This window comes from Spiroplasma eriocheiris (assembly GCF_001029265.1).
Classification (GTDB): Bacteria; Bacillota_I; Bacilli_A; order Mycoplasmatales; family Mycoplasmataceae; genus Spiroplasma; species Spiroplasma eriocheiris.
This window is the reverse complement of sequence record NZ_CP011856.1, coordinates 128,985-143,414: the sequence shown is the minus strand read 5'-3', so window position 1 is coordinate 143,414 and position 14,430 is coordinate 128,985. Positions and strand designations below refer to the sequence as shown.

The 14,430-nt window shown below is 26.9% G+C and carries 13 protein-coding genes and 1 riboswitch; all 13 genes read right to left on the bottom strand.

Features of this window, described 5'->3' with window-relative positions:
- Positions 1-94 precede the first annotated feature (94 nt).
- Positions 95-1,270 (bottom strand): hypothetical protein, encoded by a 1,176-nt coding sequence (locus tag SERIO_RS00660; RefSeq protein WP_047791010.1) that lies wholly within the window; start codon positions 1,268-1,270, stop codon positions 95-97.
- A gap of 2 nt (positions 1,271-1,272) precedes the next feature.
- Positions 1,273-1,608, bottom strand: coding sequence for a CRISPR-associated endonuclease Cas2 (cas2, locus tag SERIO_RS00655; RefSeq protein ID WP_236682158.1), 336 nt, complete (start codon positions 1,606-1,608; stop codon positions 1,273-1,275).
- Positions 1,592-2,083, bottom strand: a complete 492-nt coding sequence (gene cas1 / locus SERIO_RS00650) for a type II CRISPR-associated endonuclease Cas1 (RefSeq protein WP_236682179.1) — start codon at positions 2,081-2,083, stop codon at positions 1,592-1,594. The genes cas2 and cas1 overlap by 17 nt, the downstream gene beginning before the upstream one ends.
- A 29-nt stretch (positions 2,084-2,112) precedes the next feature.
- A complete protein-coding gene (locus SERIO_RS00645; protein WP_047791008.1) occupies positions 2,113-2,535 on the bottom strand; it encodes a CRISPR-associated endonuclease Cas1 in 423 nt (140 codons plus the stop codon).
- 179 nt (positions 2,536-2,714) lie between these two features.
- Entirely contained in the window at positions 2,715-6,008 is a 3,294-nt protein-coding gene (gene cas9 / locus SERIO_RS00640; RefSeq protein ID WP_047791007.1) for a type II CRISPR RNA-guided endonuclease Cas9, read from the bottom strand.
- 432 nt (positions 6,009-6,440) lie between these two features.
- Positions 6,441-7,157, bottom strand: a complete 717-nt coding sequence (locus SERIO_RS06545; RefSeq protein WP_047791006.1) for a hypothetical protein — start codon at positions 7,155-7,157, stop codon at positions 6,441-6,443.
- Positions 7,158-7,289: 132 nt separating this feature from the next.
- Positions 7,290-8,723 carry an NCS2 family permease gene (locus tag SERIO_RS00630; protein ID WP_047791005.1) on the bottom strand — a complete coding sequence of 478 codons (1,434 nt, stop codon included), beginning with the start codon at positions 8,721-8,723 and terminating at the stop codon, positions 7,290-7,292.
- Between the two features lie 70 nt (positions 8,724-8,793).
- Positions 8,794-8,893, bottom strand: a riboswitch (purine riboswitch).
- A 78-nt stretch (positions 8,894-8,971) separates the two neighbouring features.
- Positions 8,972-9,400: an SsrA-binding protein SmpB gene (gene smpB, locus SERIO_RS00625; protein WP_047791004.1), complete on the bottom strand. Its 429-nt coding sequence runs from the start codon at positions 9,398-9,400 to the stop codon at positions 8,972-8,974.
- Positions 9,401-9,413: 13 nt separating this feature from the next.
- A complete protein-coding gene (gene rnr, locus SERIO_RS00620; protein ID WP_047791003.1) occupies positions 9,414-11,528 on the bottom strand; it encodes a ribonuclease R in 2,115 nt (704 codons plus the stop codon).
- A gap of 64 nt (positions 11,529-11,592) precedes the next feature.
- A complete protein-coding gene (gene secG / locus SERIO_RS00615) occupies positions 11,593-11,889 on the bottom strand; it encodes a preprotein translocase subunit SecG (RefSeq protein WP_047791002.1) in 297 nt (98 codons plus the stop codon).
- Positions 11,890-11,961: 72 nt separating this feature from the next.
- A complete protein-coding gene (locus tag SERIO_RS00610) occupies positions 11,962-12,816 on the bottom strand; it encodes a Cof-type HAD-IIB family hydrolase (RefSeq protein WP_047791001.1) in 855 nt (284 codons plus the stop codon).
- 2 nt (positions 12,817-12,818) lie between these two features.
- Positions 12,819-13,661 carry a Cof-type HAD-IIB family hydrolase gene (locus tag SERIO_RS00605; protein WP_047791000.1) on the bottom strand — a complete coding sequence of 281 codons (843 nt, stop codon included), beginning with the start codon at positions 13,659-13,661 and terminating at the stop codon, positions 12,819-12,821.
- Positions 13,662-13,746: 85 nt separating this feature from the next.
- Complete coding sequence (locus tag SERIO_RS00600) at positions 13,747-14,400, bottom strand: thiaminase II/PqqC family protein (RefSeq protein WP_047790999.1); 654 nt, start codon at positions 14,398-14,400, stop codon at positions 13,747-13,749.
- Between the last annotated feature and the right edge of the window lie 30 nt (positions 14,401-14,430).

The following is a 14,430-nucleotide window of genomic DNA, read 5'->3' as shown; positions in this document are numbered from 1 at the left end:
AAAAAAGTTAGTATAAATTTAATTATATATATTCTACAAAAAAATGACAGCGGACTAAAACCTCAAATTTATTATACCAAATTTGTATTAAATATTAATTAAATAACCAATAACATTTATCAAAAAAAGATTTTGTTCTATCATCAACAATAATATTAATTCTTAAGCTTTTTAAAAATAAATAAGAAAAAATAAAGTCATCAATGGTTTGTTCTAAATAAATATTATTATTATTATTATTATCTATTCAAATAGTGTTATTTCTTGAAATTTTCATATTTAATTTTTCTCATTCCACAACATGTAATAATAAAAGAATTGTGCTTTTTAAATATTTATTTTTTTCATAAATAATATCTTCTTCTAAAATTACATAACTCAATTCTTTAATGAAAACTTCATAATCATTACTGTCGGAATCTAAAAAGGCATAAATTGCAATTGTTTGCATAATTATTTTGTCAATATTATCAACTGAAATTAGTTTATTGTTTCTTAAAAAATAAACTTGTGAAATATCATCAACAATAAAATTATAAACTATCGGTGCATTTGTAGCCAATATAATAATACTTTTATCATTCAATAATAATTTTAAATTATTAAGAAAATCCCATAATGATTTTGTTGAACTATACATTTCCGGTTGATCAATTATAAAAACTAATGGCCGTAATTTATCATTCATATCAGTATATTTTATTAAAATATTTAAAAGAAGAATTCTTAACTGATATGAACTATACTTGGTAGGGTCAATAACTGTATTTTCAAAATCATAAATGTCAAATTTCAATAATTTATCAATAATTCCTTCTAAAGAAAGATTCGAAAAATTTGATTTTAAAAATAACTGTGATTTTATAGATACTTGATTAGATAAAATATCTGTTTCCAACAGCATTTCATTAAAAACATTGTTTAGATTAGTTAATAAAGTTGTTAATTCTTCATATTTATTATTACTAAGAATTAATTCATTCATTGATTTAATTAGTTTATTACGAAATATTGAAGTCTTTGTTAACTTAATTTCTTCCACTAAATCTGTTTTTTCTTTTAAATAAATAATTTGATAATCTCCATAACCAATTGAATTATCATTAAAACGAAATGAACTATCTTTTCCCAAAAAACCATTACTTAAAGTATTTAACAATTTCGTTTTTCCACTATTATTATTACCAAAAATTACTAGTTTGTTTTGATATAACTTGATTGTTTCTAACTCTTTATTACTATTTTTAAAAGTTATTGTATTATATTCCATACTTATAATTCAACTACTGTCCTTGTTGTCATATATTTTTCCTGATTACTTTTATTTCCAACTAGAATTTTAATTGATTCATATTGTTTTTCCGTAACTATTAAAATTCTTACATTACCTTTTGGTGGTTTATGTAAATCAATCCTATTATTATTTTTATTAACTTCATCATAATTTATGCATAACTTACAATAAATAGAATACTGAATCATATAATAAACATTTTTAATTAAAAATTTATGAAATTTAGTATAATTTTTAGTATCCATTTTTGTCGTATTAGGCAAATCATAAAATACAAACATTCGCATTTGTCGATATCTACTCTCCCTCTTCATCAACTTCATATTCCTCTTCATCTTCTTCATAATCATTTAATAATAATGTTGGCAATTTAAGTAACTCTGGATTTGATTCTTTTAAACAAGTAATAAAACTTTTGATCATATAATTAATTGCATTATTAACACTCATTATTTTATTATCAATTTCAACTCTTTCATCCAATAATTTAACTAATGAAATTCTTTGATTATAGGTTAATTTACCATCTAATTTATATAAATTTCTTGTAACCCAAAAATCTACTAATGGTCGGAAGGGTTCAATAAAATCATAAGATAAATTATAAGGATTAGTTTTTCCAATATGGTGGACACCAATATGCAATATTAATCCATATCTAACCAAAGTTCTTGAGATACATGAAACAATAATTTTATAACCATAATTAAGCGCAGAATTTATTAAATCATCTGATAGTCTAATAAAAGCACTACCATATAAAGTGCGGAAAAACATCTTAGCTGCTAAACCCTCACGATTAGTACTGTCCCCATCTACTACTTCTTCTGACCATTTTTTAAATTCTCACTAATTTCAAAAAAATCAGTTGAGTTTTCAATTACTATTGAAGAATTTCAAATCTTCTTTTTTATAATTAATTTTCATATTTTATCTTTAAAACTTTGATCCATACTAGATTCCATATTAAATACAACATATGGTTGAAAATGATTAGATAGTGAAAGTAATAAACCTCGTGGTTCATAAATTTCATCACAAAATATTGCAAATATATTATACTGACATATTTTAGCTAAAAGATTACAGGAAACCAAAGTATAATTATTTTCAAAAATAATTGAATTAATTTCTGAAAAAGCAAACATTACTTCTTTTCCTTCTTCATCTGTTACACAAATATTATTGTTTTTAACATTAATCTTTTTTGATTTATTAATTATTAATGTTCTTCAAGACATTATTTTTTAATCCATATATAAATAAAATCACCTAGAAAGGTGATTTAAATGGTCTTTGTAAGGATGACCCTCCTACACGACTAAGCGTTTATCTTAGCCGCTGTCATTTTTTTGTAGAATATGAATTATTTTCATAACTCAATAAAATAATACCACAATTTTAAATTTTTAAAAGTATTTTAAGAAACTTTAACAATTTTTGTGTTACCTAAAATGTCAACTTGAACTAGTTCTAAATTATTGAATCATTTTGAAATTGAACCATAATAATTTTGAACGCCAAAAATGTTTTTACTTTCTTTATCATCTTTAGTACTTTTATAAACAGTATTTAGCATATTTCGATAAATTTTATCATCTGTCTTTTTCGCTTGGTAATATTCATAGCAAAATTTGCCGTTAAGCAGAAACCTAACTAGACTTCACTTTCTTAATTTAATTTTATTTTCATATTTATTTGTAGAATTTAAATATTCATAGTATTTAATAAATTGATAGTTATATCCCTTACGACATTTTTCATCTTTTCATATACATAAAAATACATACGAAGAATTATTTCAAATATTTCCTTTAGAGTCTAATAAGTACTTTTTATCATTAAATTTATTATCTATATATACATCATTTATTTTTTTGGTATTTTTATTTTTAATGGGGTTTTCATCAGTAATTTTTCCATTCATTTTCTTTTCAATTTTGTATGATACAAAAGGATATCGAATATTACCTTCCAAATGTTTATTTTCAATAATATATTCATCTGGGTCCTTCACTTTTACAAATTTTGGAATTGGAAAATTATCAAAAATATATTCTTTATTATTTTTATCTTTAATTTCTTTTTTGATTTTTTCTGTTTTTAAAACTAAGGGCATTCTTTGATCTATAATATCTTGCAAATTATCTATTAATGAATAATGAATTTGTTTAGGGTTATTATTTTTAATTTCTAATAGTCTCTTTTCAACATTTGGAATAAATATTTTTGAATTATTTTGTCATTTTCTTAATAATTCTTGTAATAGTTCATCTCATTCTTTGTCATTTAACTTTTTGCGATAATTCATTAGTGTAACTATATCATTTGCAAATTGAACTTCTGAAAAATTATTAAAATTAGAAATAATAATTGCATCAACGGCGTGATGTCACGGTGTAATTTCTCTCACTTTTTGATCTAATCCTCATGGAGAATTACGCAACCAAATTCTTCGAAATCTTGATGTTACTGCACCATTCATAGCTAAAACATTTGGAATTGCTAATCCTAATCTTTTTTGAATTTCAAACTCTGACTTTAATCAGTTCATTACATATCTTGTAATATATCGAGTATCATTTAAATTTCTTGATAAAAAGTCATTTAAATATTCTTCGTTTTCTGTTTCACATAATAAATAATCTGCTTTTTTAGAACTAATCTTGTTTTGAGATGAGAGGTAATTTATTCTATTACGATAATTTTTATAAATCTCAGAACCCAAAGTTTTTACATAATCATTAGCTATTCGATTTCCTTTATCTTGGTTTTCTTTAGCAAATACTAAAACTTTGTTATTTAATGAATCATCTGGTAATTTTGAATACGGAATAATATGATCAATTTGTAAGATTTTATCATTACCTAAATCTGATAAATTGATATTCTCTCCTGAATACATTGACTTATGAAGTTGTTGTTCTCAAAGACGATATTTTAAAATATTTGTATCATTTACTAAAACTCCATTAGCTAATAACGCTTTTCTCGCATCTTCTCTTTCTTTATAATTTCTAAATTGTTCATCCAATAATTTTTTTCGGTCTTTAAAAGCCATTCCCATTTCTCTGGTTAATTCTATATTAATTTGATTAATATAACCATATTTTTCAAATAAGGCTTTAATCACTTTTCGAGTTTGATTAATAGCGCGAAAAACAATTGGATTTCTTCATAGGTCTGGATCAATAATAGCTGCAAACATTTCAAACTCTTTTTCTCCAGTAAGATATTTTTTATAGCGCTTTTCGAATGCATCTGTCAATTTAAATTCATTATTTTTATTAAAATCAGCTTGAAATTTTCCATAAGGAACCCCTGATAAAAATTTATCTACTGCTTCTTGCATTCATTTAAAAGAAGTTTTTGCTGTTGTTGATAAACTCGAATTAGGTTTTAATAAAATATGAAGTTTTTCTTCCGATAAAACAAGATTATTTTTAGATAACCATTCTACAATTTTTTCTTCTTTTCTTTTTGGTGTTATATTAGTGTGAATAATTTCTCCTAATTCATAATAGATGTTCTTATTTAAATTATTAATATCAACATCCTTTAACACATAATAACCAAAAACTTCTTTTAAAAGATTTAAATAATTAGTTTTAAATTCTATATTTTTATAAGCAGGACTATCAAAAATATTTTCATCAATATGTTGTTTTAGAATTTCTTTTAAAAGCGTTTTACCTTTTTTATTTTGGTCATTATATAAAAAATTATCAATAATTTTTTTAGCTAAGACATGATCCCCTTCAATATATTTACTAATCTTTGAAATTTCAGATACCACATGAAAAATATCAAATAAAATTGATGATTTAAAACCAACTTTTTCATTACGATAAAATGAACATCGCCCTTCTAATTGCGTAAAATTTTTAGAAAACTGTTTATTTTTTTCTTTATACAACTTTCTTAATTTTTCATTTTTAGGTCCTGGACCATCTTCAAAATCTCGTTGGCGAAAAATTATATCAATAATATTTTTAATATTGGCTTCTGTTAAAATAGGATAATATTTAGATTGATTTTCTAATAACTTTTGAACTTCATTTATATAATCAGTTCGTGAAAAAAGATATTGAAAATTTTCTTTTCCTTCCTTGCCACCCTTATTTCTAACAAGAATTGCTTTTGAATTATTAGGATCACGATATTTTTCATTTTTAATAATTTCTTCTGATAATGTACGATATTTTTCATTAAGAGTAGCACTTTTAATTGCTTCCTCTAATCCTTTGGGTAATTTATCACCAAAAGAAAATTTATTACTATACCCTCTTCTATTTGCAATATGAATCAAAGATCAAACTAATTCTTCTTTTGTTAGTTGATTATTCAAACCAATGTATCGCAAATAGTAAGGATTATATAACTCATTACGATTAAAATCATCAACTAAGTTAGTTGCACTATGGCTATTAATATAGTTTTTTAAATCTTCTTTATTAAGAAAATTAATGCGTTCAAATAATTTTATTAAATCTTCCTTACGATTTTTTCTTCGTCTAATTAATCTTCTAGCACTACGTTTCAATCTTCTCGCTTCAGCATTTGTAGTACCATCTTTTGAATTTTCAGGAACCTGAAATAGCCTTACTCCAAAGTCCTCTAAAATTCATTTGCCTTCTTGTGTTTGAGCTGTAATTGCTCAACCACATGATGAAATTCCTAAATCTAAACCTAAAATTAATTTTTTATGTTCCATTTTTGTTTTTCCTCTCATTTATTACAAATAAAATAAATCATTGCGTTCAAAACTTTTAATAATTAAAAATAAAATACAATATTTTATTAAACGGCCTTTAATGTTATAAAGTATTAGATAAACACAGCAATAATCAAATTCATTATATATCATTTTCAGATAAATAATAAAAATTTTTCATAAAAAATAGAATAATATTACTTAATATTTAGCAAAATAAAAATCTGTTTAATTAAACAGATTTTTAGATGGGCCATTATACTATCATAGATAAATCATATCGGTAACAACATAGTTAATTAAGAATAAATTAAGGATATTAAGTAATTAAGGAAAAAATAGATATTGTTTATTAAAATATTATTATAAAATTATTAATTTGGGTATTATAAATTGTTTTCTTAATTGAAAGGTTAAGTTTTTTCATAGGCTCTAATTCTGAAGGACTAAGGGCGGGAAATGTTCTTTTTTAAATTGGTTCAATAGTTTTGTTTTTCGAATTTGATAAATTAATGCTAATTGGCGAAATTTTGAAATGCGCGCCACTAGGATTGCTAAAATATGTAAAATAATAAGTTTAATGCGGATAATCAAAGCAATTATTTTGCATATTTTTTTGTGCAAATGGTGGATAGCTACTTTGTTACTTGCTTTAACAAAACGATGTAAATTTTTTAAATAAGAATAGAAAATTCATATTAAAGTTATATAAAAAATTAGGGCTGCACAGAAAATAATATAAGAAAAATATAATTTTCCAAAAAATATTCAGTGAAAATCTAACAAATAAAACTGATTTATTAAAGCCATACTGTGAGCATTTGCATTTAAAACTAGCACACATGGATAAATCACAAGATTACAACATCATAAAAATAAAATTCCTCAATACTGGTTTTTATTAAAACTAGGATTTTTTACAAATCATTTATAACGTACTTTAATATTACTGATCAATGATTGGAAAATATAAATAAAAACAAAAACAATTAAAAGAAGATAAAAAATATTCACCAATAAGCTAATTAAAATAAAATCAATTCCTAAAATAGTATTGTTCAGATTTAAAAAATTAAAATGATAAATCATAAATAAGATGAAAAATACTATTAAAATTTTGCAATAAATCTTTACACATCTTCCGCTCATAATTATTTATCCCACTAGTTTCTAATCTTTGCTAATATTTTAACATAAAAAAAGAAATATTCTAAAATTTTTTTCTAAAAAATGAAATACTTTTAAAAAAAGAAACCTCATAAAGTGGTTTCTTGTAAAATGTTACTGGACAAATGCATAAGCAATAAAATAGCCAATAAAGAGAATGTCAAGAATATAGGTAACAATATGAATATCCCGGTATTTTTTGTTAATTAAACCAACAATTGTATAACTAATAAACCCAACGGCAATTCCGTTAGTAATTGAGAACGTTACAATCATCATAATAATTGTAAAGAATGCCCCAATTCCTAACTCTGGTTGTAATCATTCAATATCTTTAATTTGAACAATCATCAGAGTTCCCACAAAAATTGTGGCTGCTCCCGCAATGGCCGGTGTAATTAGCCGGAAAATTGGAAACAATACAATTGAAATTAAAAATAATGTTCCAATTACTAATGATGAAAATCCTGTCCGCGCTCCTTGGGAAACTCCGGTTGTGGATTCCACATAAGTTGTAACAGGAGAAGTTCCTAAGACTCCTCCCACAATCGCCCCTACAGAATCAGCAATTAATGAGCGGGGTCGTAATTCATACTTGATACCACTTTGATCAGAAATTTGCTTTGTGACAGAATATAATGTTCCGGTTGAATCAAAAAACTCAACAAATAGAAAGACAAAAATTGAAACATATAATACAGGGGAAGTTCAAATTTTACTATTACCAAAAGCAGTAAAAGTCGATTTAATATTATTACTAAAGCCATCAAAATCATGGTAACTTCACCATGTTCAGTGCGAAAAGTTTGCTTTAATAAAATCATTATTAACAACATTTCCCACTATTAGGGAAACACCTAACCCAACAATAATGGCAATCGCAATCGCTCCCGGAATTTTTTTAAAATGTAAAATAAAGATTAAAATTAAAACACCTAATCCCATTAAAATAACGGGTCAATTTGTTTTTAGATTTCCTAATTCAGCAACTGGGATGCCCCCGTTATAAATAACACCACCCTTACTAACAGCATTATCACCAACTAAACCAATATTATGCAAACCTAGGTAAGCAATAAAAAAGCCAATTCCAGAACCAATCGCCAACTTAATTGAATGTGGAATTGCCCCAATAATTAAAGTTCGTAGTTTAGTTGAAGAGATAACACAAAAAATCAATGATGAAATCATAACAGCAATCAAAGCTCCTTGATAACCAATACCATTTTTAGCGACATTAAAAGTAAAAATAGCATTTAATCCCATTCCGGGCGCTAATCCCACTGGGGTATTTGCTGATAATCCCATAATAAAGGTTGCCACAAAAGCAGCAATTGCGGTTGAAATAAAAATTCCCCCGAATGACATGTTATAACTAGCATCATTAAGATGATTAACATCCGGGGCAGAAGACAACATTTGCGGTTGGACAGATAAAATATATAACATTGCTAAAAATGTTGAAACTCCACCAATAATTTCTTTGCGAAATGTTGTTTGAAAAGTATCAAATTGAAAAAAATGACTAATCTTTCGTGTGATAAACATTAACTTCGGTTTCTCCTTCTAATAAAAATAAAAAAACATTAACCTGTGAAATTTAAAAAGTTAATGCTTAAAAGGAAAAACATTAACCTATAGTACCTAATTACAATGGGTAGGTGTAGAGACGTTAGACCATATTACTAACATATACAGGTTGCTAATTTATTTTTATGCTTTAAATATATCAAATTAATAATAAATTGCTAGATTATTTTAATAATTTTTTAAAAATATCTTAAAAATTTTGCAAATTAACGATTTCTTAAACGCTCACTATCTCTTTTCTTAATTGCTTCTCTTTTATCATGGAGTTTTTTCCCTTTTCCTAAGCCAATTTCTAATTTGGCATAGTTTCCTTTTAAATAAACGCGTAAAGCAACCACTGTTAATTTTTCTAACTTAATTCGTTGCAAGATTTTTTTAATTTCTCGTTTATGCAGTAATAATTTACGCGTGCGGTCCGGATCAGGTTTATAAGATGCGGTAAATTTATAGTTGGCAATGTGCATATTAATAACAAAAGCTTCGTTTTTACGAATTACAACAAAGGCCTCATTAATTGAAACATCATTATTGCGAATTGATTTAATTTCACTACCAGTTAAACTAAGACCAGCTTCATAGGTATCTAAAATTTCATAATTAAACTGGGCTTTTTTATTTACACTAATAACTTTCATCCGAACTCCTCCTTTAATTTATTAAAGTAAAATCAATTTGGCGAAGTTGTTTACTTGCTTTCTTTACTTTAATTTTAACTCTTTTTCCTAATGTTAAACGTTGTTTTTTGCGTTCACCAATTAACGTTAATGTTTTTTCATCAAAAATATAAAAATCGTCGCGTAAATCACTAATATGAACCAAACCTTCAATGGTGTTTTCTAATTGGACAAAAATTCCAAAGGCAGTAACCCCCGAAATAATCCCGGGAAAAGTCATTCCCACTTTGTCCTCCATATACTCCGCTTCTTTCATTTGGTCCACTTCACGTTCACACTCCATTGCTTTAACTTCGCAATTAGAAGATTGCTCGCTCGCTAATAATGTAAATTCTCGATTTTCTTCAATAACTTTTGCATTAATTTTATTATTAATTAAATATTCTTTTAATAGACGGTGCACAATTAAATCAGGGTAGCGGCGGATTGGTGATGTAAAATGAGTATAGCATTTTGAGGCTAATCCAAAATGGCCATCATTCACGGCACTATACTTTGCTTTTTCCATACTTCTTAAAAATAAGGCTGAAATAACCTTAAAGTTTTCTTGGTCTCGTAATTTATCTAAAACTTGTTGAATATCTTTGGAGTGAATATTTTCTAGTTTTCCTTTAATATTTAACCCCATTAGAGATAATTGAGTGTATAGTTCCCGCAATTTCTTTTCTTTTGGTTGGTCATGTACCCGGTAAATAAAAGGCAAGTCCATTCAAAAAACAGTTTCCGCCACTGTTTCATTGGCTCTAATCATGAATTGTTCAATTAACTTCTCTGCTTCATCACGAGGGCGGTTAACAATATCAATAATTTTGCCCTCTTTATTAGTAATAAATTTTGGTTCATCTAAATCAAAATCAACTACCCCATCATGGTTTTTTTTGGCTAACAAAACTTTATATAATCTTCTGGCTTGGTATAACATGTTACTAATTTCGGGGGCAATTGTAGTTGGTTCACCCTTAAATAACTTATTTACATTTTCATATGTTAACCGCGCTTTTGATTCCATTACTCCTTCAAAAATACTCGAACCGATAACTTCCCCTTTTTTATCGATAATCATTTCACAACACATTACTAGCCGAATTTCATGGGGATTTAATGAACAGATCCCATTACTTAATCGTTCTGGTAACATTGGAACTACCCGGTCAATTAAATAGACCGAACACTCACGGGCAAAAGCCTCTTTATCTAAAAAAGAGTTTGCGGTGACATAATGCGCCACATCCGCAATTGCCACTAATAAACGGTAAGTTCCATCCTGATTTTCCGTAACACAAATAGCATCATCAAAATCTTTTGAATCATTACCATCAATCGTTACTAATAATTCATCTCGTAAATCCTTACGTGTCGTAAAAAGCAGGGGATCATGCAAAGAAACACTAGGAGCAATTTGGTTAGCTTCTTGTAAAGTTTCATTATCAAATTTTACTTTAATATTAAATTCATGCAGAACTGTTAAAATATCAACTCCTGGTTGGTTAACGTTTCCAATTACTTCCAAGATTTTAACTTGCATTGTATTACTATTACTATTAGCTTTAATAATGGCAGCTTTAACAACTGTATTTTCTAGGGCAGCTTTTAAATTTAAAATTTCGGCTTTGTATTGTTGAAGTTTGTTATTTAAAACTTCTAAATATTTTTTGTTATTTTTATTTTTTTTAACAACACCCATAATATATTCTAAATTTCGTTTAATAATTTTTACAATCCGGGCTTCTACTTTTTTACCATTATTGGGAGACTTACTTTTCAGGACAAAAATAACCTGGTCACCATCTAAGGCATTATTTAAATCCTTCTGGTGAACATAATACTCTTCTTGACTATTATTGATTTTAACAAATCCAAATCCTTTTTTATTAATACTAATCACGCCTTGCAAATAAATTTTAGGATTTAAATAGTAAAACTTATGATTGCTATTAACGGCAATAATATTTTGATTTTCTAACTCCACTAATATTTTTAACATTTGTTTATTATCTTCTAAATTATCAATTTTTAACAAAGTTGTTAATTCGATTGTATCTAATGGCTTATTTTTTGCTCTTAAAATTTCAATGATTTTATTTTGCATACGATTCCTCAAATTCTAAATAAAAAAGAGATATTAATAAACCTCCCCATAATTATGCTATCTTTTATAGTAAAACATTAGTTAATAAACAAATGATTAAAGTAATAATTAGAAGTCCACTTCCAAAACTCAACATAGCAATTGACAAGGTGCGATCTAAACCACGCTCTTTACTATTAGCAAAAAGTTCATCGTTTCCCCCATTTAAAGCACTTAAACCAGTCTGGGCTTTTTTGTTTTGCAATAGGCCAATAATAATCATAATAATTGATAAAATTAAAGCAACTATTTCAAAGGCATATATAATTGTATTGCTTGTCTCGCGATCAAGGGCTAACAGCACCATGGTAGGTACACTCATTTAAATCGACTCCTTTATTACTTTTGTATCATATTAATAATACTATATTTTTTAAAAATCTTATACTATAAATTAATAATTTTGTTGTGTCAACTTATTTAAATACCAGCTAACTCCGGCTTGATTGTTACTAATTGTGGTGTCATAAGCAACTGCTAGGACACTACTTGGAGCATGACTCATTGCAATGCCATATTTAACATATTTTAACGCAGCAATATCATTATTATTATCACCAAAATATAACACATTTTGTGGTTTGATTGCTAAATGATGGTGAACATTTAATAATTTAATTAAGTGGGCAATTCCAGTTCCCTTATTACAATCAGCATTCACAATATCACAAGTTGTCGGTGATAATCGTTCAATATTAATTGCTGTTATTGTTTGTAATTCTTGATAAGCTTGTTCAAATTCTGCAACACTATTTGCTCTCACTACAATTTTATTAGTTTCTTGTAAATTGTTAAAATCAAATTCTGCTACCATTTCCATTCCATCTAAAAAGGCACCAGGAGTTAATTTTTCAGCTAATAAGTGTTTACCAGCAACATGCAGAACCTTATCTTGAGCATATGACAACGCAAAGGCACAATTATTATTTAATAAAATTGAGGTAACCTGTTGCACCACTGGAACTTTCATTTGGTTAGAATATTCATTTTTTCTTGTTGTCAAATTCATGACCACAGCCCCATTGGCACCAATTACATAGTTGCCATAATCTTTAATTTTTAACTCCTCAGCATATTCAATAAAACCAAGGGGCATCCGTCCTGAAGCAATTGAAACAAACACTCCTGTTGCTTGCAGATCAAGTAATGTTGCTTTAACTTCAGGTAATAACTCTTTATTATCTGTAATTAAAGTTCCATCAATATCACAAACTATTAATTTAATTTCATCTTTATTAATTTTCAGCATTTTTAACCCTCTTTTCTAGTTAATAAATGATCATATAAATAATCGGCAACCCCAGCATGATTATTATCTTTTTTCGTAACATCCTTCGCAACTGCTTTTAACTCACTTGTCGCATTTGCTAATGCAATACCATATTTAGCATTTTTAATCATTTCATAATCATTCATTTGGTCCCCAAAACACATAATTTCATCTTTATTAATTTTAATACCTTCATTAGTTTTTAAAGCAACAATTAGTTTTAAAATTCCATTTCATTTATTAACATTCTTGGGCATAATCTCAATATAACCATATCCAGTTACTTCTACACGAAGGTTATGGTTTTTAGCAACCTTGCGGCGCAATCATTGTTGGCCTGCTTGATCACTACATGAAATTACAACTTTGCGCATTTGGGGAATCGCGTTTCAATCTAAAATTACTGGAATGTTTTTAGTATGGCGAAATAAAAAAATATCTTCTGCAATAACACGCTCACTTGAAACATATGCCATTTTTTCATCTAATGGCGCCAAATAAAAATCGTTCCCCATTTCTTTCACAATTGCCATTGCTCATAATGTATCTTCATAAGAGACCATTTCATCATAAACATACTCTCCAGTTTGTAAATTCATTACTGCGCCCCCATTACCGCCAATAACATACTTACAGTTTTTTGTGATTTCTAATTCCTGGGCAAATTCCGCTAACCCACTCGGAACTCTTCCTGAAGCAATTGTTACCAAAATTCCTTGGTCTTGGGCTGCTAATAAGGCGGTTTTATTTTCCGGAGGAATTGTTTTTGTTTTATCAGTTACTAAGGTCCCATCAATATCACAAACTATCAATTTAACTGCCATTTTATACCCCTCACTTTATTCTCAATATGTTTATTATCTCTCAATAAATCTAAAAAATAAAGAAAAAGTAAGAGAAATCTTACCTTTATTTATAAGAATTAAATTTTAAACAATCATTTAAAAAATTATTTTCAAATTGTTGGACCTTGTAAAATATTACTTTAAATTTTTCCATTTCTTCGGCAGTGGTGTCTGTTAATTCTTGATTTAAATATTCTACTCATTTTTGTTGTAATTCTACATCCTGATTATTATTAATGTATAATAGTAATCATCAATAATAAGGGTGCAGTTCATTTAAATCAGGATAAGTGTCTAAAATCAATTGTCGAAAATTATAATGACCAAAACTACAAATGCCAAAGGCCACAATTAAATCTTGGTAGGTTCCTTCCAAGGATAGTTCTCACAAATAATTAATAAAATCAATTGTAATTTGGCTTGGTTTAATATTTTTTAATTCCTGACATTGATAATTTTGGTTAATTTGCGTTATATATTTAATCATAATATTTAGCCCTCTAATTAAAAAAACCATTTGCTTTTCATTATTAGCTTTAACTAGTAAACTACCCCAAATTCTAATTACTTCCACTAGAATATAATAATTTTGGTTAATAAAATAATCAAACCCTCGGCGAGTAACTTCATTCTTAACAATGCCAATGATAAAAGGATGATTTAAAAAATTATGATATTCTTTTTTAATCGAACTTAATAATTCATCAAATTTTGTCATTACGCCTCCTATTAACTTCTTAAATTAGAA